Annotated in this window: 21 protein-coding genes; 15 read left to right on the forward strand and 6 right to left on the reverse strand. The window is 39.6% G+C overall.

Annotated elements, in window-relative coordinates; translation table 11 throughout:
• The 7 genes from CY0110_RS14200 to CY0110_RS14230 form a co-directional block, all read left to right on the forward strand.
• On the forward strand, positions 1–677 hold a 677-nt coding region (locus tag CY0110_RS14200; protein ID WP_035799462.1), incomplete at its 5' end, for an RNA-guided endonuclease InsQ/TnpB family protein.
• Positions 593–1,063, forward strand: coding sequence for a hypothetical protein (locus CY0110_RS14205; protein WP_198139171.1), 471 nt, complete (start codon positions 593–595; stop codon positions 1,061–1,063). The genes CY0110_RS14200 and CY0110_RS14205, both read left to right, overlap by 85 nt.
• 379 nt (positions 1,064–1,442) lie before the next feature.
• Positions 1,443–1,835: a hypothetical protein gene (locus CY0110_RS14210; protein WP_008276150.1), complete on the forward strand. Its 393-nt coding sequence runs from the start codon at positions 1,443–1,445 to the stop codon at positions 1,833–1,835.
• Between the two features lie 307 nt (positions 1,836–2,142).
• The gene (locus CY0110_RS14215) at positions 2,143–5,682 is read left to right on the forward strand and encodes a plasmid replication protein, CyRepA1 family (RefSeq protein WP_008276151.1); all 3,540 of its coding nucleotides are present in this window, start codon (positions 2,143–2,145) and stop codon (positions 5,680–5,682) included.
• 115 nt (positions 5,683–5,797) lie between these two features.
• Entirely contained in the window at positions 5,798–6,910 is a 1,113-nt protein-coding gene (locus CY0110_RS14220) for a DUF5895 domain-containing protein (RefSeq protein WP_008276152.1), read from the forward strand.
• 64 nt (positions 6,911–6,974) lie between these two features.
• Positions 6,975–9,089, forward strand: coding sequence for a type I DNA topoisomerase (topA, locus tag CY0110_RS14225; RefSeq protein WP_035799481.1), 2,115 nt, complete (start codon positions 6,975–6,977; stop codon positions 9,087–9,089).
• A gap of 95 nt (positions 9,090–9,184) precedes the next feature.
• Positions 9,185–11,173 (forward strand): bifunctional 3'-5' exonuclease/DNA polymerase, encoded by a 1,989-nt coding sequence (locus CY0110_RS14230; RefSeq protein ID WP_008276154.1) that lies wholly within the window; start codon positions 9,185–9,187, stop codon positions 11,171–11,173.
• 235 nt (positions 11,174–11,408) lie between these two features.
• Here CY0110_RS14230 and folE read toward each other — a convergent pair whose 3' ends face one another.
• The 3 genes from folE to CY0110_RS14245 all read right to left on the reverse strand — a co-directional run bounded on the left by folE (position 11,409) and on the right by CY0110_RS14245 (position 14,213).
• The gene (gene folE, locus CY0110_RS14235; RefSeq protein WP_008276155.1) at positions 11,409–12,065 is read right to left on the reverse strand and encodes a GTP cyclohydrolase I FolE; all 657 of its coding nucleotides are present in this window, start codon (positions 12,063–12,065) and stop codon (positions 11,409–11,411) included.
• 14 nt (positions 12,066–12,079) lie between these two features.
• Entirely contained in the window at positions 12,080–13,039 is a 960-nt protein-coding gene (locus CY0110_RS14240) for a CobW family GTP-binding protein (protein ID WP_008276156.1), read from the reverse strand.
• Positions 13,040–13,172: 133 nt separating this feature from the next.
• On the reverse strand, positions 13,173–14,213 hold the full coding sequence (locus CY0110_RS14245) for a CobW family GTP-binding protein (RefSeq protein WP_008276157.1): 1,041 nt from the start codon (positions 14,211–14,213) through the stop codon (positions 13,173–13,175).
• A 35-nt stretch (positions 14,214–14,248) separates the two neighbouring features.
• Here CY0110_RS14245 and thrS point away from each other — a divergent pair, with 35 nt between their 5' ends.
• The 5 genes from thrS (at position 14,249) to moaB (ending at position 18,636) form a co-directional block, all read left to right on the forward strand.
• Positions 14,249–16,177 (forward strand): threonine--tRNA ligase, encoded by a 1,929-nt coding sequence (thrS, locus tag CY0110_RS14250; RefSeq protein ID WP_008276158.1) that lies wholly within the window; start codon positions 14,249–14,251, stop codon positions 16,175–16,177.
• A gap of 62 nt (positions 16,178–16,239) precedes the next feature.
• Positions 16,240–16,605, forward strand: a complete 366-nt coding sequence (locus tag CY0110_RS14255; protein ID WP_008276159.1) for an ArsR/SmtB family transcription factor — start codon at positions 16,240–16,242, stop codon at positions 16,603–16,605.
• Between the two features lie 106 nt (positions 16,606–16,711).
• Positions 16,712–17,338, forward strand: a complete 627-nt coding sequence (locus CY0110_RS14260) for a cation diffusion facilitator family transporter (protein WP_008276160.1) — start codon at positions 16,712–16,714, stop codon at positions 17,336–17,338.
• 201 nt (positions 17,339–17,539) lie between these two features.
• Positions 17,540–18,094, forward strand: coding sequence for a Uma2 family endonuclease (locus CY0110_RS14265; protein WP_008276161.1), 555 nt, complete (start codon positions 17,540–17,542; stop codon positions 18,092–18,094).
• A 23-nt stretch (positions 18,095–18,117) separates the two neighbouring features.
• Positions 18,118–18,636 carry a molybdenum cofactor biosynthesis protein B gene (gene moaB / locus CY0110_RS14270; RefSeq protein ID WP_008276162.1) on the forward strand — a complete coding sequence of 173 codons (519 nt, stop codon included), beginning with the start codon at positions 18,118–18,120 and terminating at the stop codon, positions 18,634–18,636.
• Between the two features lie 87 nt (positions 18,637–18,723).
• On the opposite strand, the gene CY0110_RS14275 is transcribed toward moaB, so the two are convergent.
• Complete coding sequence (locus tag CY0110_RS14275; RefSeq protein ID WP_083794080.1) at positions 18,724–19,650, reverse strand: TatD family hydrolase; 927 nt, start codon at positions 19,648–19,650, stop codon at positions 18,724–18,726.
• Between the two features lie 172 nt (positions 19,651–19,822).
• Between CY0110_RS14275 and CY0110_RS14280 the strand changes: the two genes are divergently transcribed.
• Complete coding sequence (locus tag CY0110_RS14280; protein WP_008276164.1) at positions 19,823–20,179, forward strand: hypothetical protein; 357 nt, start codon at positions 19,823–19,825, stop codon at positions 20,177–20,179.
• A gap of 16 nt (positions 20,180–20,195) precedes the next feature.
• Here CY0110_RS14280 and CY0110_RS14285 read toward each other — a convergent pair whose 3' ends face one another.
• Positions 20,196–20,978 (reverse strand): carbonic anhydrase, encoded by a 783-nt coding sequence (locus tag CY0110_RS14285; protein ID WP_008276165.1) that lies wholly within the window; start codon positions 20,976–20,978, stop codon positions 20,196–20,198.
• A 217-nt stretch (positions 20,979–21,195) separates the two neighbouring features.
• Between CY0110_RS14285 and CY0110_RS14290 the strand changes: the two genes are divergently transcribed.
• Positions 21,196–22,614 carry an IS4 family transposase gene (locus tag CY0110_RS14290; protein WP_008276166.1) on the forward strand — a complete coding sequence of 473 codons (1,419 nt, stop codon included), beginning with the start codon at positions 21,196–21,198 and terminating at the stop codon, positions 22,612–22,614.
• A gap of 152 nt (positions 22,615–22,766) precedes the next feature.
• On the opposite strand, the gene CY0110_RS14295 is transcribed toward CY0110_RS14290, so the two are convergent.
• On the reverse strand, positions 22,767–23,489 hold the full coding sequence (locus tag CY0110_RS14295; protein ID WP_232285727.1) for a PEP-CTERM sorting domain-containing protein: 723 nt from the start codon (positions 23,487–23,489) through the stop codon (positions 22,767–22,769).
• Between the two features lie 243 nt (positions 23,490–23,732).
• Here CY0110_RS14295 and CY0110_RS14300 point away from each other — a divergent pair, with 243 nt between their 5' ends.
• Entirely contained in the window at positions 23,733–25,259 is a 1,527-nt protein-coding gene (locus CY0110_RS14300; protein ID WP_008274984.1) for an IS5-like element ISCysp17 family transposase, read from the forward strand.
• Positions 25,260–25,442: the final 183 nt, after the last annotated feature.

The following is a 25,442-nucleotide window of genomic DNA, read 5'->3' on the forward strand; positions in this document are numbered from 1 at the left end:
TTATTGATAATCCTAGATTTCTCAAACAATCACAGGATAAAATCAACAAAACAGCAAAGAAATCTAGAAAGAAACGTGCAGGAAAAAAGGGAGTAAAAGGGTCTAGAAGATGGAAAAAAGCTGTTAGAAAAATCGGTAAGATTCAATCTTTAGTTGGTCGTCAAAGACAAAACTGGCATCATCAAGTTTCCACACAAATAGTTAGCTGTAATAGCTTGGTGGCAACTGAGAAATTAAACCTAAAAGGAATGACCAAAAAAGCTAAAAGAGGTAGCAAAAGAAAACGTCAAAAGACTGGATTAAATCGGTCAATTCTTGACGTTGGAATTGGTAACTTAAAATCATTAATAAAAAGCAAAGTTACCGAAGCAGGTGGGTTTTACATTGAGGTTCCTACTCGAAAAGTTAAGCCATCTCAGACTTGTCCTAATTGTGGTCATCAAAAGAAAAAGACATTAGCAGAACGCCAGCACAACTGCGAAAAGTGCCTTTATAGTTGCGACAGAGATGTTGCATCAGCCCAGGTGTGTTTAAACTGGGCAAGGGGGCAGGAACTGTCCTCTTTAGACGTAGAGTCGCCTAGCTCTACTTTATGCGGAAGCATGAGGCAACTAGGGGCGAAAAAGCACAACAATGCAAAGAAGCGTCAGAAACATCTAGCTCAACAAAGTGGCTAGATGTAGTTCATCAAGCTGCCATGGCCGCCGACCCCGAAGAACAAGGGGTTTTATTTTCGCAATTTGAACAAGTTATGGACACTCCTATGAGTCGCCCTAACTTAGAGGCAATGGTGGCTATGAACGTTGATGCCGATTTAGCTAAAGTTCGTCAACCTATTCCTTCTTCACCCTTGACTTGTCAAGATATTGAAAAGTTGTTTACGCAGTCTCACATATTGAAAAGTAAAGGTACAGAATTTAGGAAAATAGATAATAATATTTGGGAAGTCCTTTATCAACACCAAACTTATCAAGTAACATTCTATCCTGATAATTTTGATGAATTTCCTTCTTTGAGGTTAATGACTTGGGGTGAACCTCTATTTGAAAAATATGTTATTTAATAACTTGACTAAACAATTGCTCCCAATCAATGACAGGTGGTCTTACTCCTGAATTAATAATATCCATAGCTTTATTAATTGGGGTAGTTCATGGGGGTTCTTTGGGCTTTTTTGACGAAGAACTACTTAAAATACATAAATACATATAATATAATGTAATATTTATATTAGTATTTTTAATATAAACAGACAAAAGACGGGAAACGTTGACTACATAGGAATTTCGGAAGATTTTCTATTTTACAGCGATCGCCTACATTCTGTACAGAGGATGTTATAATCGATTCAACACAGGGCATTAACGCCGACTCAAAGTGTTGGTAGCACTAGGAGCCGACTTGCCCACTTACTGAACACACCAGCAAGAGAACCAAAGAATATGTTAGCACATAGAAAAGCGTCCCCTTTGAGCCGCGCCTATCCAGAGTATGGATATTCAGAGAAAATTGACTATCCCCATTATTTGAAAGCAAAAGAGATGAGCGGGATAGAGTTTATCCGAAAACTCTATGAAATCGATAAACTACCTCCCAATGTGAGGAAACTATACGAAGCACAAGAAGATTTTAACAGAGAAACCAGACAGGTACTGGTTAAATTATTAAAAGTCACTGATAAGACTGTAAGGTCTTGGGGAAAAGAATATAACCGGATGCCAAAATGTTACCGGTTGACCCTAGGATATGTTTACCGAAGTCTTTGTCTTCAGAAAGAGATACACCTTAAAGCCCTTAAAAACAAGGATTGTCAAGGAGATTTGAGAGCAGTGTAGGAATCTATTCGGCCTGATGGAACGCTTTTGCAAAAACAGAGGCGTCCTTCGGGTCTAATTGAACGCACCTATCCCTTCAATACACTAAAATTCGTTGACCAAATACTCGTTGAGTATAAAACAGGACGATTAATAGTGGCATGAGGGAACGGGGAAAAGCCAAGCAAAGCCTCTCCCTAAATCCAAATATCTATTCAATGATAACAAATCACTACACGGATAACCACCTTATTGGTTTGAAGAATTCTTCACTCCATTTCATTCCGCTACATTCAGTGCAAAAATACTAAGAATTGAGAACATAAACATGGCTAATATTTTCAGACCCACGAAGAAGGGTTTATCCTGCCCTATTTGCGGAGACACCACTGGGGATTGCCGAATTTTACCCGACGACAGTGTGTTATGCCACGAAGCCGCCTATGAAACCGACTTAGTTGTTGACAATTATAAATTTATTAGAACTGTAGATCCTGCGCCTTGGGGATACTTCGTCAAGCAAGATGAGTGCGCTCGTGATGCAAGACAGTTAGAGCGATTTCTGAGGCGAACTAAGACTGAGAAGAAGAAAAAAGATCAACGACAGCTAAAGAATGCCCTCGGCAGTAAGGACTTTGATAAGATTTTCAAATCCCTGAGAAATACCACTGAACTAGATAAAGACCATCGCCAGAATCTTCTGGATCGTGGGCTATCAGAAGCAGACATAGAAAGCTTTGGCTTTTTCTCCTTAGAAAAAAATCAAGATACCGTAGTTAATGTACATTGGACATTTCCAGGAGTTTATAAGAATAAGTTTAGCCTGAGAGATAGAGGATACAGTGTACCGGCCTTTACCAAAGAGGGGCTAGTCCAAGGATATCAAATCCGTCGAGATCCAACTCAAGAGGAGACGAAAGGGGCTAAGTACGTTTGGCCAAAAACTGCACTGAGTAGTCACGTGGTGGTTAATAAGGAATTAGAATTACCGTTAACCTACGTTGATTATTACGGAAAGGGTGGTGATATTGTAATTCTCGTCGAGGGATTTCTAAAAGCGATTATTGCCTCAAAGATTACAGGGTATCCCGTAATAGGTGCAACAGGGGGAGCCTTTGCCTCAAGTCCCAATCAGCTAAAAGCTTTGTTGTATGACTTTGAAGAAGTTTGGGTATGTCCTGATGGGGGAGACGCCATTAATCCTCGTGTTTTTGGACGAATGGTATCCCAGTTCAATAAAATCGGCCAGATTCAATCGAATATCAAAGTAAAATGGTGGGGGCAAGTTACTAAAACAGACGGAGATGTCGATGAAATTAGCAAAGAGACATTCGATAACGCAGAAATACTGACACCGCAAGACTTCATCCGTCTTTGTAACCGCGAACAACGTAAACATCTACTCAAAGAAGAACAAAAAGCACTGAGACAGCTTAGCCTCAAACCTTTTAAAACAATAGACGAACGTTACTTGCCTAATCTAGAAACCCTAATACCAGAGTTGAAAGGTATTGTTGCCCTGAAAAGTCCCAAAGGAACAGGGAAATCCTATCAAATCAACAAAGTTATTGAACGAGCTAAGTTAGAAGGACGCAAAATCCTGACCATTACGCCGCGTATTGCCCTAGGACGAGAGCAAGCCATTAAATGGGATGTTGAGTGGATCGGGGATCTTAAAGGAAATACACGAACACTACTATGGGAAGATATCACAGATTTAGGGTTGTGTTGGGATAGCTTGTGGAAGTTGAGTGAAAGTCAGTGGTCAAACACATTGATTATTATCGATGAAGCGGAACTTGCCATGAATCATTTCTTGCTTAGTTCAACTTGTAGTGAACGTCGCGCTCAAATTTTAGCTACCCTAGAAACTTTAATACCAGAATGCCTAAAACAGGGAGGATGCCTGTTGGTAGCTGATGCAGATTTAACCGATCTTTCCTTAAACTATTTTAGGACGTTAGCGCCTGGTACTGACACCAAACTAATCGTCAATAAAGGCTCAAAAGTACCGACCTGGGATATCTTGTTTTGGAAAGGAGGTAGCAAAGATGTCATTGTCCAACAAATTTTTGACCGGTTAAAAACACCTATCCAAGAAGAAAGTGGACCTCGCCAAAGACGTCTTGCAGTCGCTTGTGACAGTCAAGCAGAAGCAGAAGCCATTGAGAAAGCGGTATTAGCAGATGATCCCACTATTAACGTAGTGCGGATTGACCGAAAAACGACAGAAACCGACTTCGGTAAAGCGTTCATGGAGAACCCCAACGAATCCATCAAAGACCTTAGACCGACATTGTTCCTATTCACCCCTTCGATGGGTGCAGGTGTCAGTATCGATGTGGACTGGTTTGATGAGATGTATGGGTTATTTTTTGGAACGTTAGTGCCGAGTCAAAGTCGTCAGATGTTAGGAAGAATACGAACACCGATTCCTCGGTATATCTGGTGTAAAAATAGGGGTATCATCAATCATGGTGTTATTCAAAACGAAGCTTTAGTAATGACCTCCGAAATTAAGTCCCATTTATTTGAGTTTAATAAAACAACTGGATTACTAATTGATGTCTCAAAAGTTGTGGCAGGGGAAACCGCAGAAGATGCTGAATTAATGAAGACTCTACTTACCAAGTTATGGGATGAGAAGAATGGGACTTGGGACAATGTTCATATCGAGTATTATGCCAAAATTATTGCTAGAAATAACTGGGATAAAAAGCAGTTAGCCGATACATTAATCCGAGAGTTGAAAGAAGAAGGACATCGCCTTGAAATTGTCGAGAAAGGGGGTAAAACCGACAAAGGAGAACAAGTGAGAGAGGCAAAAAAGCAACTTCCTGGCTTAGAGGCAGAAGCCATCATGAATGCTAAGACGATCACCTTTGAAGAAGCTCAGATGCTTGAGAATAAGCTCACAACGACTGAAGAAGAAAGGTTACAGATAACGAAGGCGTATCTTATGCAAGAATTACCTGGATTACCTTTAACCAAAGAGTTTATCCAAAAAGCAATCACAGAAAACAGGAGAAAGTGGCTTAATGCTCATAAAATGTGGTGGTATTGCACCCATCCTCAAGATACCGTCGAACGAGATTTAGCAATCTGGAAAAGCCATTTACACAGCTTCACTCAAGGGGTCGCCTTTTTGCCTGATATCAAAACCCTGAGTCTTCAAATCAAAGTATTGAACAACATCGGCATTATTAAGTTAGTTAAGCACTTGATTGATAACCCTCAAGAAGCTTTATCAAAAGACTCTCCTATGCTTTTAGAAATCCTTGCTAAAGCAAGAAGGAGTAAAAACCTAAAAACAGCCTATTCCGTAACCGTAACGAAAAAGTCCCAAGCCATTCGCACCATAAATAAGTTCTTAGAAAAAGTCGGAATGAAACTTAAATTTTTCAAAGAAGGGTTAGACAAAGTTAGGTTGTATCAATTAGACAGAAGCTTAATTGATGATCCTGACCGGCAAGCTGTCTTAGCCAGTTTAGACGAAAGAAAACGGTTACGAGAAGAAGCTAAAAGAGAAAGGGAGAACGAAAATCTCCGAATCATCTTCGGAGAAGTGAAGCCAGAAAAGAAAGCGCCTGTTTACACGACTTCCCTGAACACCATAGCTCAGAAGCTCATCGAGTCTATGGTAGAGGTGGCTAATGCTCCAAAAGAATTAAGAGGGTTACTACGAAAAGCGATCGCATTGATTAAAGATGAGCATAGTAGTATAAATATTTTACAATTTTGGAATACTATTCCACAAACTTTAAAGATTGTTCTCAAAGCAAGTTGTAAAAAAGAAATGGCTTCACTCAAAGATGCTATCCAGCACGCTAGAAGAACTTCAACCAATCTATCGTATCGTCCTGTTTAAGAGCTTTAAGAGCCGTTAGCACGGCATCAACCTAGATATAGCTTCGTCGAATTTGATTGCTTTTATAGAAAGTTTTACAGCGAAGAAGCACTTTGTACACTGACCAACTAAGACTATGGCATTTAACTCTGGAAAGAAACGTAACAAAACCATTGACACCTCAGCTTTTGACGGGCTAAAAGAGTTTGAAACTCGTGATAATTCGACAGCTTATTGTCAATTAGTTAATCCCGAAAGATTATCCTCTGAGAAGAAAATCCGTGACAGTAACTGTCCTTATGGGGTTTTCATCCCTTTAGAACAAGCAGAACGAGTATCATTTACTCCTACTGAATGGTTTGAGGAAATCACATTGACATTCAATGAAGATTCTCCCAATCCAGCAACAGTAGAAGGCTATATTACTAAGCGAATGCGCTGTTGTATCATTCATCAGTCTGACACTATCGAACTTCAGGAGAAAACACCGAGGGGATGGTTTTACAAAGGACCTGCATATAAATACGGGAAGCCGACTAAGTATAAAGAACTTCTCGATGGCGATCGCGACAACTACCGTATGCGAACCCGATACTTACTATTGTTTGTAGACGAAGATAACAACCCATTGCACGAAGTTCCCTTACAGTTGGGACTAGGTGCAGGAACAGGGGGTGCTATCGGCTCAGAAGTCAGTAATTTGAGAGACGAGTTTAACCAAGCTTATTCGGAAGCGACTGGTAATAAAGGCGTGGCTCTTGAAGATGAAGTTCATTCGTTGACTGTCTTAGACATGGAATTAGATTTCCACAAAAGCCAGGGTAAATCACCTTTTGTCGTACCGGTGAAACGGCTACACCCGGTAACAAAAGCCGAGCTAATTGACGTTGAACACGAAAAAGAGAATAAAGGTCGAGTGGTTACATTGATTGGAGAGCCTTTCAATAACATTTTAATCCCCAAAGGATCTAAAGCTGGTGAGCTAATCTTCTCTCTAAGAGAAACTTATAGCGATTTTCCTATTCCTAATGGGGGTGCTGAGGAAGATGACACTTCATCCAAATCCTCTGACTCAGAGAATCAAGAAAACGACACCGCTTCTTGGGAGAATGATCCAGATTTCTTCGAGAAGTGTACCCCTACTCCACAACCTCAAGAGAAACAATTAACTAAGCGTCCGAAGCCAGTATCAAAGGTTGACGAAACTGAGGTTGAAACTGAAGAAGCCGACGATCCTATCCCCTTTTAAGTAAATGCGAGTAGTCCTTTTGGGCTACTCCTTTTTTAGTTCAATTATTAAACGAGGTTTAATTATGGCAAAAAATGTATTAGTAATCGAAGCACCAGGAAAACGTAAAAAATTAGAAAAATTCCTAGGAGCAGACTGGACGGTGATCGCAACAGGTGGACATATCAGAGAGTTTGACAAGTCAGGGAGTCATAATCTTGGGTTTGAGCTAACACCCAAGGGCACAGTCATACCAAAGTTTGTACCTCGCTCTGAGCGTAGCAAAAAGGTGATTCGACAATTACAAGTGACAGCTAAAAGGACAAACAGTGAACGGATCTTTATCGCCACCGACCCTGACAGAGAAGGGGAGTGTATTGGGTGGCACGCCGCTCAAGTCATGGGAATCAAAAATCCTCAACGCATTGTGTACTCCGAAATTTCAGAGAAAGCAGTCAGGAAGGCGATCGCTAATCCTCGCTTACTCGACACTAACCTTGTGGCATCCGCTCTCGGACGTTCTACATTAGATAAACTGATCGGGTACACCGGTTCACCTTTGTTGTGGGATTATGTAGAAGGAGCCAAAAGCATGGGGAGGGTTCAAACCCCAGTATTGACACTGATTTGTGAACGGGAAGAAACTATCCAAAACTTTAAACCAAAAACCTACTATTCTGTATGGAGTTCATATAAAGAGGGATTCAAAGCCTTTTATGCAGGAGAAAGCAACGAAAATTCCGAAGATACTGATGAAGAAAGAGATGATAGCCAAACTCCGAAAGAGACACAAAAAGAGTCCTTGCGGGTAACAAGCGAAGTAGAGGCTAATCGTCTTGTGGCGATCGCACGGAACAACTCTCACAAAGTGGTCTCCCTTCAAACCAAGAAAAGTAAGAAGTCACCTCCTGCACCGTTTACAACGAGTAATCTACAACAAGCAGCAGGAGCCAGACTAAAGCTTTCGCCAGATATGACAATGAAATTAGCCCAGAAATTATACGAAGCGGGAGTGATTACCTATCACCGAACTGACTCAACGGTAATTTCCGACGATTTCTGTGAAGTCATACGGCAGTATCTTAAAGTAAATGACCCTGAGAACCTTCCTAAGTCAGCCGTGAAACATCGACAACCGAAAAATGCCCAAGAAGCTCACGAAGCGATACGGCCAGTTGATTTAGCCAAAACCGAATCAGACATCGCTGCGGAACTAGGAGATGCGGCAGGAAAGCTATACCAACTGATTTGGTTTAGAACTGTGGCTAGTCAATGTAAACCCGCCGAGTTAGATAAAACCACCATCACCACCCAATCCGATACTGTGTTCTGGAAAGCAAATGGGCAAGTCGTAACCTTCCCTGGCTATCTTCGCTACTGGAGAGACTTAGGGGCTGATTCTGAGTTGCCTTTGGTGGCAGAAAACCAAGCACTAAGTTTAACCGATGCTCAGGCTGAAAAGAAACAGACTAAGCCACCCTCTCGCTATACCGAAGCACAAATGGTCAAAGTAATGGAAAAGAAAGGAATTGGACGACCTAGCACGTTTTCACCGACAATCCAAACGCTCAAAGATAGAAACTACGTTGCGGTTGAGAAGCGAATGCTAAAACCAACACAGGTAGGGCTCAAAGTGTACCACTTCGTCAAAGAGCATTTAACGGAACTAGGAACAGTTGAATTTACTGCTCAGATGGAGTCTCACCTCGATGCGATCGCCAAAGGGGATGAAAAATGGCAACCCTATGTATGTCAGTTCCATTTTGACCATTGGCAACCAACCCTGACTAAGATAGCGCAAAACCTAGGTAAGCCCGTAGTTCAATCGTTTAACGGTAATGGTAAATCCTTAGAAAAGTCGAGAACAAAGTGTCCCAAATGCAACATTGCCATGAGCAAAATTCCGTCTAAGTCCAAGAAGTTACACCGGCCTTATTTCCTCAAATGTGAGGGCTGTGAAACAGTCATGTTCTACAACAAAGACCGTAAGCAATGGGAATCACTAGGAACCAAATCGCCGACGCAAGAAACCAAGGCCAGTTGTCCAAAGTGTCAAAAGCCACTGCATTTAAGAGAATATCGTAGCAAGAAAGACGGAAAGCAAAAGAAGTTATTGAAGTGTCTTGATTGCGAAGACGTAGTTTTCTTTGAGTCACGAGGATGCTTTTGGTCTAAGCAATTTGGCGAAATAAATCTTTAGATAAAGTTTACGGCTCGTTAGAAATGTCTACGAGTCGTAGACTTAATTTGATCTGCTAGCGCATTTTAGCAAAAAGTTGTAATGAGGTTTTAACAATGGCTACAAAACAACTGACCTTGGTGTTAGCCGATACTGATGGATCTTCAAAAGACAAGCTTGGAATTGATCTAACTAACCTAGACTCACTTTTAGAGAAATATAGTAAGAATTTGACCCCTTACCCGAATGCCGACTATAAAATTATCAAAGACGATGAGAGTTTAGTCACTGCGCTAAAAGAGCTAGAGACTCACACTGTAGTCGGATTAGACATAGAAACTACTGGACTTGACCCCCACACATCAGAAATTAGCCTAATCCAGATAGCCGCACCAAACCGCCCGGTTATCCTTATCGAGTTCAGAAGTATCACTCATAAGGAATCACTCAGACGGTTTATTGAACACCATAAAATTCCGAAAGTAGGGCATAACCTAGCCTTTGAGATTCAATTTCTGACAAAGCATCTGGGTATCAATCCCGTAAAAACAGCGTGGATTGACACAATGCTAATGGCTCAATTATTAGCAGCTGGGCTACCACCTACCCTTGAAGATGATATAAAAGCAGGTGTACTACCAATTCCGAATCTGAATCAGTCGATCAAGAACAAGAAAAAGCTCAAACAAGAACTCAATCGTAACCTACCTGGCAGTTACAGTCTGATGAGAGTAGCAGCAAGAGAGCTAGGCTACAGCTTGGATAAATCACTACAAGTTTCTGATTGGGGAAAGCCATTAACCCAAGAACAATTACAATATGCTGCCAATGATGCTGCTGTGGTACTCCCTCTAAGAGACACATTCCGAAGTAAAATCATTGAAAATCAATTAGCAGATGCCATTCAAGTAGAACTAGGAGCATTAGCTAGAGTTGCTCAAATGGGGCTTATGGGGATGGGTCTTGATTTGGATCGATGGGGTGAATTAGCCAAAGAAATAGAAACAAGGAGAGAGGATGCTGCTAAGATCGCTTGTGAGGTTTTAAAACCAGACCACGCGCAGTTGAACTTATTTGGAGGAGAAGCGTCAATTAATCTTGATTCTAACGAACAGGTGATCGCTGCGTTAGCTCGGTTAGGAATCCATACGAATAGTACCAGTAAAGACACCCTCGATAAACTCTCGGAAAATCATCCAGAAGTATTCACCATTATTGAGTATCGACATTGGTCGAAAGCTCACAGTAGCTTTGGAGAAAAACTACCTACTTTTGTCAACCCTGTGACCCATCGTATTCACCCGAATGTAAACCAGATGCGAGCTGCTAGTGGACGGTTTTCGTTCTCTAACCCTAACCTACAGCAAATTCCTAGAGAACGACAGTATCGTAGCTGCTTTGTCCCTGCCTCAGGCTATAAACTGATAATTGCTGATTATTCCCAGATTGAATTGAGGATAGCTGCTGAGATTGCCAATGATTCGGTGATGATTGATGCGTATTGTAACGAGAAAGACTTACATCGACTTACAGCCGCTTTGGTATCGGGGAAACCGCTTGATGAAGTAACCAAGCAAGAACGGCAACTAGGAAAAGCTGTCAATTTCGGTCTTATCTACGGCATGGGTGCTACTAAATTGAGGATTTATGCTGAAACTAACTATGGCGTGAAGATGAGCATAGAAGAAGCGCAGCGCTTTAGAGATAACTTCTTCAAAGGCTACCCAGGACTTCATCAATGGCATCAAGATACTGCGTTTAAGTTACGGACTACGAAAGTAAAAGACATACGCACTCTGAGCGGACGGCTACGACGATGGAAAGATGAACCTCCGTTAACCTCTCTGTTAAACACCCCCGTTCAAGGAACCAGTGCCGATATCACAAAGCTGGCATTACATAAATTGAATACGGATCTTGATGAGTTAGGGGGCTTTCCTATTGTGGTCGTTCACGATGAAATTGTCCTTGAAGTTCCAGAGGTTCACGTCGCCGAAGGAAGTACCATGCTTGAAGAAGCTATGATTTCAGCGGGGAAACGATTTCTCAAATCGGTTCCTGTTGTCGTCGAAGCAACGATCGCCGATACTTGGGCAGAAAAGTAATCCAACCAATTCCTAGCATTTGGCTAGGTTTTTTTCGTGTAGAATGACAATAAAGTTGGAAACTTCCTGTAATTCTTTCACTGACTAAACTATAGGCAATTATCTTATGCCGAACTCAGGTGATCAGGCTTTGCCTGTTATTCCTTTGTGGTTGGATAGAATTTATCTTAAAATGTAGTCAAAAAACGCTAGAGATGAGCTTAACACTCATCTCTAAGAGTGGCACGCAAATCGATTAACGCAACCTAGGATTGTGTTGAATCAAACTCATAAACTCCTGACGGGTTTTAGCATCATTAGCAAATTCCCCTCTAAGCGCACTGGTGGAAGTCCAAGAACCAGGTTTTTGCACCCCTCGCATTACCATACACATATGAGTTGCCTCTACAACCACAGCCACTCCTTTCGGTTGCAATAATCCTTGAAGTGCATCTGCAATCTGTGCGGTAAGGCGTTCCTGTACCTGCAAACGTCGTCCGTACATTTCACAAATACGAGCAATTTTTGAGAGTCCAATAACCTTACCATCGGGAATATAAGCAACATGAGCGCGGCCGAGAATGGGTAAGATATGATGTTCACAGGAACTAAATAGGTCAATATCACGAACTAAGACCATTTCATTAGCATTTTCATGAAAAACTGCCCCATTTAGCAGTTCGTCTAACGATTGATGATAGCCAGAAGTCAAAAATTTAAGGGCTTTGACCACTCGTTTTGGCGTATCTTTCAAACCTTCGCGATCAGGATCTTCTCCTAATCCTAACAGTAAAGTCCTTACCGCTTGGCGCATCTCCTCCTCAGAGACAGGAGGCTGTTGTGTGGTCGTTAATGACGGCAATTTATTATCGATTTTATTAACTGGATTGGGTTCGGACTGAGCTAAGGTCATAGTGTTGAGTTAAATTAAAGGGTAACAGAGGTAGCTAAGCAGTTATTTAGCTGTTGGCGGAGTTTATCGGCATCTAAATGACGACCGATAAAGACTAGCTGGTTCACAGGAGTATTAGACCAGGGTTCGGACTTGATATCGTTGCGCTGTCCGCAGAGTTGGAAAATGTGACGTAATTGGCTTCCTGCAAACCAAACAATTCCTTTGGCACGAAATACTTCTAGGGGAAGTCCTTCGTTTAAAAACTTTTGAAATTTATAAACATCAAAGGGTTTGTCGCTTTGAAAAGACAGGGACATAAAGCCATCTGTTTTGAGGTGATGAGAATGATGGTGATGGTGTTGTTCTTGAAAGCTATCTGTGTTAGTTAAACTCACATCCAAGATTAAAGGTAACGGGACTTGGGCGTATTGGGTATGGATAATTCTGGGATTCTTTTTAACAGAGGCAATGTAGCTTTCTAATGCGGTTAGTTGTTCGTTATTTGCTAAATCAGTTTTATTCAATAAGAGAATATCTCCATAGGCAATTTGTTTAAACGCTACCTCACTATCAAAGTGTTCTGGGGTAAAGGTTTCTGCATCAATCAAGGTAATAACTGCGTCTAAGCGCGTAAAATACCGAAAATCTGAACCAATAAAAGTCAAAATAATCGGTAAAGGGTCAGCTACCCCCGTCGTTTCGATAATCAAACGATCTACTTTTTCTTTCCTGGCTAAGATTCGTTTTACGGCTTCTACCAAACCGTCATTGATAGTACAGCAAATACAACCATTGCTCAACTCCACCATATCATCCTCGTAAGAAACTAAAAGTTGACCATCAATATTGATGTCACCAAACTCGTTAACCAAGACTGCAACTTTTTGATCAAGGTCATTTTGCAGAATTTGATTGAGTAAGGTGGTTTTTCCACTACCGAGAAAGCCGATAATGATGGTAACTGGTAATCCTTGCTGGTTAATCTCTGACATGACGAAGAGAAGCAATTGCCTTTACAAAAGTTAATTATACTATAACGATAATCGTTCTTAAATTTTTCAGAATTTTAAGTTTCTCATGCTGGCTATTCTTCCTGAAACTGGAGTAGACTTCAGGAAAAGTATGTCAAGGGAGTAAATTAAGTAAACTAAATCGATGTGGAATATCTACCTTGACTAAGCATTCATTAAGCTGTTGTTCAATTAATGATTTATCTAAATTACGCCCGATGAAGACAAGTTCGTTTTTTGGATGGGTTGTCCAATCATCCGCTTGGAGATCATAGCGAGGTCCACTCAATTGAAAAATATGTCGAGCCGGACTTTCTAGAAACCAGAGTATCCCCTTAGCGCGAAATATATTATTGGGTAATTGTTCAGATAAAAAATGTTCAAATTTCTCAATTTCAAAAGGGCGATCGCTTTGAAAAGAAATAAAATTAAAGCCATCGGTTTCTAAATGATTATTAAAAGCAGATTTGTTACGTCTAAACTCAGAAATCTCAGTTTTATAGGTATCTGTTTGAGTTAAACCAATATCTAAAATTAAGGGTAAAGGAACTCTACCATATTGGCTTGGTAAAATTCTAAATCCTGGTTTAATATCTTCAATAAATGCTTTTAATTCATTAAGTTTATCTTCAGTTGCTAAGTCAATTTTATTTAAAATACCCATATCACCGTATCTAATTTGGCTTAAAGCAGCATCACTATCAAAATGGTTGGCATCAAAAGCCGCTGCATCAACAACTGTGATGATAGCATCAAGACGAGTTAAAAACTTTAATTCTGTTCCTAAAAAAGTCAAAATAATCGGTAATGGATCTGCCAATCCTGTTGTTTCAATAACTAAATAATCTACTTTTTCTTCTCTTTCTAAAACTCGATAGACAGCATTAACTAAACCATCATTAATAGTGCAACAAATACACCCATTATCTAATTCTATCATATCTGAATCCACTGAGATGAGCAGTTGTTCATCAATATTAATATCCCCAAATTCATTAACTAATACTGCTATTTTCAAGTTGTCTTTATTCTGTAAAATTTGATTGAGTAAAGTCGTTTTGCCACTCCCTAAGAAACCAGTAATGATAGTGACTGGCATTCCACTTTTCGGTAAGGCTGGCAAAGCATCGGACAGGGTGAAGTTTAGACGAGTCATAGTCTTAAGTTAATTCGTTTCGGGATATTTTGATAATGATTATCAATTTACGCTATTATGATAATGATTATTATTACAATAACTTACCAGTGGTCAGCCAATTAACTCAATCTCCCTTACAAATCGCCAACCCAGAACAATTAGAACGCATTCGTCACACTTGCGCCCACGTTATGGCAATGGCAGTACAAATCTTATTTCCAGAGACAAAAGTTACCATTGGTCCCACGACAAATACGGGTTTTTATTACGATTTTGATCGCCCCGAACCGTTTGCCCCTGAAGATTTGAAAAAAATTACCAAGCAAATGCGCTTTATTATCAAAGCTAATTTGCCGATTATTCGTGAAGAGATTACTAGAGAAGAAATTAAAGCCGAAATCGAACAGTTAGGGGAACCTTATAAACTAGAGATTTTAGATAGCATTCCTGCAGGAGAAACCATTACTCGTTACTATATTGGCAGTCCCGACGGTGGTAGATTGCCCAATGTAGGAGAAAAGCTCAAAGGTGCTTTACCAGAACCTTCTTTGATTAAACCTGTCAAAATTCCTGCTACAGTATCTTGGTGGGATCTCTGTGCCGGACCTCATATTAACTATACAGGGGAGATAAACCCCAATGCTTTCGCCCTAGAAAGCGTAGCAGGGGCATACTGGCGTGGAGATGAAACCAAAGCCCAATTACAACGTATCTATGGGACAGCTTGGGAAACCCCCGAACAATTAGACGCTTATTTAAAGCAACAGGAAGAAGCTAAACGCCGAGATCATCGCAAACTAGGAAAAGAGTTAAAACTGTTTAGCATTCAAGAAGGTGCGGGTGGCGGTTTGGTATTTTGGCATCCTCGTGGTGCAACCATGCGCTACATCATTGAAGATTATTGGCGTAAAGCTCATTTAGATGGAGGTTACGAACTCCTCTATACCCCCCACGTTGCTAATTTAGAATTGTGGAAAACATCGGGACATTTTGACTTTTATCGGGAAAATATGTTTGATTCGATGGATATCGAGGAACAAGCTTATCAAATCAAACCGATGAACTGTCCCTTTCACGTTTTAACTTATAAAAATGACCTCCATTCCTATCGAGAATTCCCATTGCGTTGGGCAGAATTAGGGACAGTCTATCGCTACGAACGTTCTGGGGTTCTACATGGTTTAATGCGAGTACGGGGTTTTACTCAAGATGATGCTCATATTTTCTGTTTACCCACACAAATTGCCGCAGAAATTCTGGGTGTACTCAATTTAACAGAAAAGATTCTTTCGGATTTTGGGTTTAAAGACTATGAAGTTAATCTTTCTACTCGCCCAGAGAAGTCAGTGGGGACAGATGAAGGTTGGGAATTGGCAACTCAAGCTTTAGTAGAAGCGTTAAATAGCAAAAGTTGGGAATATATTGAAGATAAGGGAGGCGGTGCTTTCTATGGTCCTAAAATCGATATCAAAATTAAAGATGCCATTGGACGTACTTGGCAATGCTCTACGATCCAGGTAGATTTTAACTTACCAGAACGCTTTGACATGGAATATGTCGCAGCCGATGGTTCTCGTCAACGTCCGATTATGATTCATCGGGCAATTTTTGGGTCTTTAGAGCGTTTTTACGGAATTTTAATCGAAAACTATGCAGGGGATTTTCCTTTATGGTTAGCACCTATCCAATTACGTTTGTTACCAGTTAGTGAAGCACAAAGAGAATATGGGGAAACTGTCGTTGCTACGCTAAAAGAGGCTGGTTATCGGGTAGAAATAGACTGCACCGGTGAACGTTTGGGCAAACAAATACGTAAGGCCGAACTAGAAAAAATTCCTGTGGTAGCCATCGTTGGAAACAAGGAAGTTGAAACTCAAAGTTTGAGCATTCGTACTCGCCAACAGGGAGATATTGGTACAATGGATTTGACTGAGTTGAAAAAGAGTTTAGATGATGCGATCGCTAATAAGGCTAATATGTAATAGGCGTTTGATAAGTTCGTTAAACTGAGAATCAGCTTGTCAAGATGAAGGAGAAACAGTTGGTGAAAAGGCTCAAGTTAAAAGATGTCTGTCAAGTTAAATGTGTTAATACCGATTTAGTCGCTGAAGTCGCTCAAATATTACCCAATGAGTCAATTTTAGAGGAAGCTTCTATCTTATTCTCAGCTTTATCGGATCAATCTAGGTTAAAGATTCTTTATGCTTTGAGTAACACTCCTGAACTTTGCGTCTGTGATATAGCAGCTTTGCTTAATGTGAAAGTTGCATCAGCTTCTCATCATTTGCGAAAATTACGGGATCTTAAGATTCTTAAATATCGAAATGACGGAAAATTGGCTTATTATTCCCTAAGAGATCAGCGTTTAGCGAGTATTCTTCATCATAGTCTTCAAGAAATTGTTCCCTAGCCCTGATGATTACATAGTTTAACATTTGCTTGATCGTTTGAATGTTTTACATTAACATTCTAATATTCATTTGAATGTTAGAGTTGTGACTGAGAGGTTAAAGAAAATGGGAGATTGTTGTCAACAGAAGGGGTGCGAGTTAGCACAACTGAGAAAAAGCCAGAGTAAAGTGCTTTGGAGCGTTCTCGTTATCAATGCGGTTATGTTCATCGTAGAATTAGGGGGTGGAATTCGAGCAAATTCTCTCTCTTTGACGGGAGATTCGCTGGATATGTTGGGCGATGCCTTAGTTTATGCGAGTAGCTTGTATGTTCTTCATCGCAGTCGTCAAGCCCAAGCCCAAGCAGCCTTTCTCAAAGGAAGTATTATGTTCTTATCCGCAGTTATTGTCTTTGCGAGAGCGAGTTACGAACTTTTTACCAGAGTCCCCCCAGAACCAAAATTAATGACTATTGTTGGAATTGCAGCTTTAATTGCTAATTTAATCTGCCTTTGGTTATTAACTAAGCATCGTCGTGATAACCTCAATATGTCTTCTGTTTGGCTTTGTTCTCGTAATGACATTATTGCTAATACCTCGGTTTTAGGCGCATCAGCGTTAGTCGCTTTAACAGGTTCTTTTATTCCTGATTTTCTGGTAGGACTGCTAATTACCTTTGTTTTTGCCCAATCAGCCAGCAAAGTTTTATCCCAATCATGGAGAGCATTACAGGCAGAAAATGTTGAATTTTGAGTTATTATGATAGATGATCATTGTTGAGATTGATTTAGAGTTGTAATGATTTCAGCGAACGGCTATACAAAGTGAAATATGTTATTGTCTTTATGGAAAATCTATTAGATTATTATTTCCAAGCTGACAATGATAATTATAATTCTTGCCAAGATTTGATATAATTACCTCTTGTTAAATTTAGATGTCCCCTAAGTAAAAATGTTAACTATTGGAACACAAAAAAGCGATCGCATCACCACAATTACTAATACAACTTGGGCTGAATATATTAGTTTAAATTTGCCCAGTAAACGAGTTTCATTTCGCAATGGAGTTATTACTATTGTGTCCCCAGGACGTAACCATGAATTAATTGGTGATTATGTTAGGTTGATTATTTTGGCGTATTGTCGTAAAAACAATATGGCACTGTTTTCTTACAATCAAACGACTCTTAAGGAAGAAGGAAAAGAAGGGAAAGAACCTGACGTGGCTTACTGTTTTGAGATAGACAAGGATAAGCCAGATTTGGCAGTAGAAATAAATCTAACATCAGGGAGTATCGACGATTTAACTAAATATCAATACTTAAAAATTCCTGAAGTTTGGCTATGGGAAAACAATAAAATTAGATTCTTTGTCTATCATGATTCAGGATATTTAGAATTAACGATAAGTAAGTTTCTGTCTAAGTTAAACAGCGATCAGGTTACAACAATTGTCAATAGTTGTTTTGGTAAAAGTGTTTTAGAAGTCGAAAAATATTTCTCTTAAAACTTATTTTAAAAACAACAAAAATGAACCATAATGAATCTTTACTCCCCTTAAAAATTGCCGTGCTAACCGTTTCTGACACAAGAACAGAAGCAGATGATAAATCGGGAAAAATATTAGTGGATAATTTAACTACCACAGGTCATTTGTTAGTAGAAAAAACTATCGTTCCCGATAACATTTATCAAATTCGTGCCGTAGTATCTAGATGGGTTGCACATGAATCGGTTCAAGTTATTTTAACCACTGGTGGGACAGGAGTTACGGGACGGGATGGAACGCCAGAAGCTATTAAACCACTCTTAGACAAAGAAATTGAGGGGTTTGGTGAGATATTTCGCATGATTTCCTATCAAGAAATTAAAACCTCTACCATTCAGTCTCGAAGTTTGGCTGGCGTAGCTAATGGGACTTATATCTTTTGTTTGCCTGGTTCTAGCGGTGCTTGTCAAACAGCATGGAGTATTATCAAAGAGCAACTGGATTCTCGTAATCGTCCTTGTAATTTAGCTCAGTTGATTCCCAGATTGACTGAAAATTAGAGATAAGAAAGTGAGAGCTTGAGGATAGTCGAGATATTTCTTGTTTTTTTATTCTCAAATCCCTTTTTGCTCTCATCGTAGACTGTCTTAAACAATAACGAATTCTGATTCTGGAGTTGATTCAACCACAGGTTGTTGTCCCCTCAGTACAGAGTTACCACTGTGCAGATGACGTTGATCAATGGGGGAGGAATTTAACCAATCACTCTCTTTAATTTGTCCACTTTGTCCATAAGCCGTTAGAGCATTTTGATAGCAAACAGCTTTAATATGGTCTTCGGGAATGCCTTCTTGTTGCATTAATTGGGCAGTTTTTGGGACAGCTAAAGGATCACTTATGCCCCAATCTGCACTACTATCGACAATAATGCGATCGCAACCATAATTCCGCACCACCTCAACCATTCTTTTATTACCCATTTTTGTGTGGGGATAAAGGGTAAAAGCTGCCCAAAATCCTCGATCTAAGACTTCTTTAACGGTTTCCTCGTTGTTATGGTCAACAATCACCATCGATGGTTCTAAACCATGTTCTAGACAGACATCCATACTGCGAGATGTGCCAGATTTTTTATCCCGATGGGGAGTATGAATCATCACCGGTAAATCTAATTCTTTGGCTAATTCTAACTGGAGACGAAAGTATTTATCTTCGGCCGGAGTCATATCGTCATAACCAATTTCTCCAATAGCTACCACTCCTTCTTTACAAGCATAAAGGGGTAATATTTCCATTACGCCTTCTGCTAATGCTTCATTGTTGGCTTCTTTGGAGTTTAAACCCATAGTACAGTAGTGTTTGATGCCAAACTGACTAGCGCGAAATCTCTCCCAACCAATTAGAGAACTGAGATAATCTTTATAAGTCTCAGCACTGGTACGTGGTTGCCCCAACCAAAAAGCCGGCTCAATAACTGCCACGATTCCGGCTTTAGCCATTGCTTGATAGTCATCAGTGGTTCTCGAACTCATGTGGATGTGTGGGTCGATAAACATCATGTTGTTTTTTAGCATTTGTTGATCTGATTATTAACTAGGAAAGTTAAAATGATAACAATAATCATTATCATTGTACATATTTTGTCAAAAAAGATCCCCAATGGGTTGTATTATGCGGTAATTGCGGAAATAAGGCTCTAAAAGATAAATGATGTTGTTTAATATTCTATCTCCATAGTTACAAGTGATGAAGCAGTCCCTAATCTTTGATTATCAAATCCGTGCTATCTTACGTCGCAAGCATCATAATCCTCCAATCTGGACAGAGAACCATTGGCATGATTTTCAAGTTACGTTACATCTTCGGGCCCAACGTAATCCCTCTGATATGTATGGATTAGATATGGTCGAGATGGAACAGCGATTACAGGAATGGGGAGAACGTTTACCGATAATTGTCAACGATTGTCCTCTATGTCCTGGAGGAACGACTGAAGAACTCTGTTGCTATTTTGCTTCTATTCCTTTAGAGAATCATGTGACGTTAATTGGAGTTTCTGTCGCTGAAAATTCAGAACGACTCACTTATCTATCCATTAGCTAGGTATATTAATACTACCCTAATTCCTGCTGGCCAATCCTCCATTTTTAAGGGGAGTCTGAATAGGTACGGACTGGCGATGATTTCCCTTAGATTGACTAGCAGGGGGAACGGGGAAACTTTTAGAGGAAGAAACGGGACAGGTAGGATGAAAATTGTACTCCGGCTCTGGAGTTCTTATTTCACTTTGAAGGGCAATAAAATCATGAGAAACTGCATCATATTCTAGCACTTCACCACTTTCAATATGATAAACCCAACCGTGAAGCGTTAAGTTTCTTTGATGTAAACGAGATCGAATAATGGGGTAGGTTTGTAAGTTTTCGAGTTGAGTTAAAACATTTTCAGCAACGGTGACTTCTAATAGCTCTTCTCCTTCCAAATTACCATAATTATCTCTCATCACTTGTCGAGTGGCTTCTGCGTGTTTTAACCAATTAGAAACCAAGGGCATTGTGTCTTCCAAACTACTCAAGTTTAACAATCCTTTCATGGCACCACAATGGGAATGACCACAGACAATTACCTGCTTAATATCAAGAGCGGCAATAGCATATTCAATGGCTGCTCCTTCCCCACCGTTAGCTGCTCCAAAAGGAGGAATAATATTACCTGCGTTGCGAATAACAAAGAGTTCTCCTACTTCAGCTTGGGTAATTAAGTTAGGATCGACGCGAGAATCAGAACAGGTAATAAACAGGATACGGGGATGTTGTCCGTGGGACAATTCTTCAAATAGTTGGCGATGAGAACTAAAGTAACCCGTTTGAAACTGTTGCAGTCCATCAATTAATTTTTTCATGGAAGGAATGGGGCGACTAGATTAAAAATTCCATCTACTCTTTATTATCCTTGAAATTTGTGATTTTGTATAGACTTATTCGCCTAAAAGACATCAAGATACTATAACTATAGTTATAGTAGAATGCCGCTAAGTTATTCTATGATCGCTCCGAACGGAAAAAGCCGAAAATCTCTGCTATACCTGGGTTTGAGACAAGTTTCCCTTAACTAGATTTATGGCCATAAGTCCTCACCCAACCCAAGTTTTGATACAACAGTTTACAAGTGGCATCGGACTTCCATTTCAAAAGCTATTAAAAAGTGAAATAATTGAAGACATTTTAAAAGAAATGGGAGTAAAATATAAAAGTAGAATTTATAATCCCATTGTGATAATATGGTCGTTTCTTTCTCAAGTCTTAGATCCTGACCATAGTTGCCAAAATGCTGTCAGCAGAATTATCTCATATTTGGCATCCGAAGGAATAGAAACTCCATCAGAAAACACAAGTGCTTATTGCCAAGCAAGGAAAAAATTACCGGAAGAATTATTAAAAAAGCTGTTAGAAATTAGTGCTAAAGGTAATGAGGAAAAAGTCGACAAAAAACATTTATGGCATGGTCGTTGTGTGAAAAGTATTGATGGCTCCACTGTGTCAATGCCTGACTCGTTGAAAAACCAAGAAGCCTACCCACAGCATGGTTCTCAGAAAAAAGGTTGTGGTTTCCCTTTGGCAAAAATTGGGGTATTATTTAGTTACGCTACTGGGTCAGTTGTGGGGATAGTCATTGATATTTTTAAGACTCATGACATCAAATTAGCTAGAAAGTTAACTGATTATTTAGACGCAGGTGATATTCTTTTAGGCGATAGGGCTTTTTGTAGTTATATAGACATTTATTCCTGGAAAAAGAAAGGAATAGATAGTGTTATGAGATTACACCAAGGACGCTTACAAAAAGGGAAGAAAAGACCAAAATATACAGTAAGTCCTCCTTTTAAAAAGAAAAAGAAAACAAGAAAGTGTCCACATGATCGCTTAATATTGTGGGAAAAGCCAAAGCGTAAACCTAAAGATATATCAAAAGAAGATTTTTATTCTCTCCCCAAAGATTTAGTATTAAGAGAAGTTCATTGCTACATTTGTATTCCAGGTTTTAGAACCAAAGAAATTATTGTCGTAACAACTTTAATAGATGCAATTGAATATCCATCGAGTGATATTTTAGACCTTTATGATCAAAGGTGGCAAGCTGAGGTTAACTTGAGAAATATTAAGACAACCTTGGGCATGGATATTTTGACTTGTCAAACTCCAGAAATGGTACGAAAAGAAATTTACGTTTATTTATTAGCTTATAATTTCTTAAGGTCAATTATGTACGATGCAGGGGATATTTTTAACCATAAACCTATCCGTCTGTCTTTACAAGCTACTAGACAACACCTAAATAATTTTAGCACTAAATGGGTTTATAAACCCAGAAAAGGAGTCAAGAAAATCTATAAAACAATGTTGAAAAAGATAGCTGATAGTTATGAAAAGAGGAGAGTTGGCAGAGTTGAACCAAGAGTGCGAAAACGCCGTCCGAAAGCCTACCCATTAATGCAAGAACCTCGGTCAGTTCTTCGGGCTAAAATGAAATTCGCTTGAAATCCGCCTTGGATCAGCGATCGCCGAATAACTTAGCGGCATTCAGTTATAGTATCTTGATGTCTAAATCTAAAGTTAGTCAGATAGCTAGAAATAAAAAGCTGAGTCGTAAATTTCTCTACGAACAAAAAAAATATTGCTCAAAACAATGGCTACTCTTGGGCGTTTCTTTTTGTCCAAATCCCAAAAAGACTCACTGTGATAATGCCAAATAAAACCCCTGGTTCAGGAACAGATGTAGGTGAACTGGCAAAACCAAAGAAAATGACTCCCGGATTCGTTCCTACTAATTCCCAAGTACCATCGGTGAGATTATATTGAGCAATTCCTCCCAATCGCTCAGAAGGGGTACCAGGATCATTATCCGAGTCAATAAAATTAACATTGCCAAATAACGCATCAAAAGACCCATCTTGATTCGTATCCACCCCAGTCAGTGCCGCAAATCCACTATAGATAGAGCGATCGCCAGAAGTTACCGTTCCTACCGAACCGATAACGCCCGCCTCTCCCGTATCAGGATTAAAGTGAATTAAGCTATCGGTATCGAGCTCGAGACCGTACAGTTGATTTTCAACCGAACCAAGGCTAATAAGGAAAGGTTCTGCTGTTCCTAGTGCCGTTCCTCGCGTTTCATCGATCGCATCTCCAACCTCTGTCGTACTTCCTTTAGGAGTTGCCATCCCCCTGGCTAAATCAAGGGCATAAATTTGCTGTGTGTTGAAGTTGCTATCAAAAGGAATAAGAAATCCACGCTGATCGTCGAGAATGTCAAAACCGGTGCTAGTGAGTCCATTTGCATTACCAATCGGGGTTAAATTGGCTGTTAGCGGATCGATTTCTACCAATTGTCCTCCGGACGCAAAACCAAGCAACCGTTGATCCAGCGTTCCGGCAAGGGCTGAAGGAAGACCGGTTGTTTCAGGGGATACCGGGGTAGCGATCCCTGTATTAGAGTCAATGGCATAGATAGAGTTTGCTTATAAAGGATAGAACAGTTAATCCATCAAGGTTACAGACTAATCTATCTCCCGAAAAGTGCAACAAAAAAGCCGCCAAAGTTGCCCGAAAAGCTCTAAAATTGGTAAAAGTCCCTTGCACCTGGTTGACTAAAACAAATGTACCGTAAGAAACAGCACTCGCCAATCACCCCAGAAAAATTTGAACTACTACCAGGAACAAAGTTATCATTAGAAAATCGTTGGGTGATCATGGCCGAGTTGATACCTTGGGATGAGTTTGAAGAAGAATATGCAAAACAGTTTAAAATAGAAAAAGGTGCGCCAGCTAAGCCATTTAGGATGGCATTAGGAGCGTTAATAATCAAAGAACAGTTAGGAATAAGCGATAGGGAAACAGTAGAACAAATAAGAGAAAATCCGTATCTACAATACTTTATAGGATTAGAAGCCTATACATTTGAAGCTCCCTTTGAAGCCTCAATGATGGTGCATTTTAGACAGAGGATAAATGTAGAAATGGTGAATAAAATTAATGAAGAGATGGTCAAAACGGGAAGAGAGAAGACAGAACAAAAAGAAGAAAAGTCAAGCTCAGACTCTGAAGAAATAGGAGAGAGGGAAAATAAAGGTAAACTGATATTAGATGCCACCTGCGCCCCTGGTGATATCAAATATCCGACAGATTTAGAAATATTAAATCAAGGAAGAAAAGCTACAGAACAGATAATAGACAGTCTTTATAAATCCATAAAAAGAAGACTCAAGAAAAAACCAAGAACGTATCGAAATATAGCAAGAATTGAGTATTTAAGAATAGCGAAAAAGCGTCGTTCTACTAAAAAAGAGGGAAGAGAAGCGATTAGAAAACAACTTAAGTATATTAAAAAGAATCTAGTCAGTATAGAGAAACTTATCTTAGAGGGGGCTACCCTAGATAGCCTAAATAAAAGACAAAGAAATCTTCTAGAAGTTGTCAAAAAAGTTTATGAACAGCAACAACAGATGTGGGAAAAAGAAACTCAAAGTGTTTCCCAAAGAATTGTCAGTATAAATCAACCGCATATTCGACCTATCGTGAGAGGAAAAGCAGGGAAACCCACAGAGTTTGGAGCTAAACTTTCAGTAAGTTATGTAGATAACTATATATTTTTAGATAGAATAAGTTGGGAAAATTTTAATGAATCTGGAGACTTACAAGGACAAGTAGAAAAGTTTAAACAGACTTATGGTTGCTATCCATCCTCAGTTCATGCAGATAGAATTTATCGAAGTAAAGCTAATAAAGATTGGTGTAAGCAAAGAGGAATTAGATTAAGTGGAATCGGACTAGGAAGACCCCCTAAGAATATCAGTCAAGAAGAAAAAAGGCAAACCAAAATAGATGAGGGATTTCGCAATAGAATTGAAGGAAAGTTTGGACAAGCGAAGAGAAAATTTAGTCTAGATTTGGTTAAAACTAAGCTTAAAGAAACATCAGAAACTGCTATTGCTATTACATTTTTAGTAATCAACCTTTCTCAACTTCTTCGGCAGTTATTATTACTTCTTTTGTCATTTTCTGTTACCAGTAAAACACTTGAACTAAACAAGCAAAAAATGATAACAAAAACTGATTTTTTAAATTCTTTTATAGCAGTTAAAGTTATTAATTTAGAGGCAAATTACTGGCTTTTGGCCGCATAAATTTTTGAGTGACTTTTTCAGCAAAGCCTAGATAAAGTTTTCCCGAATATCATCATGCTCACCAGGTACCGCAGGAATGAAACGCTGTCCTGAAGCATAAATTGTGACAGCTTGAGCTTGACCGACCGACAAAAGTAATCCGAACGCCATGAGGACACAATCATTGACTGTCCGTTTGCTAAA

This window comes from Crocosphaera chwakensis CCY0110, from assembly GCF_000169335.1.
In the GTDB taxonomy this organism is placed as follows: Bacteria; Cyanobacteriota; Cyanobacteriia; order Cyanobacteriales; family Microcystaceae; genus Crocosphaera; species Crocosphaera chwakensis.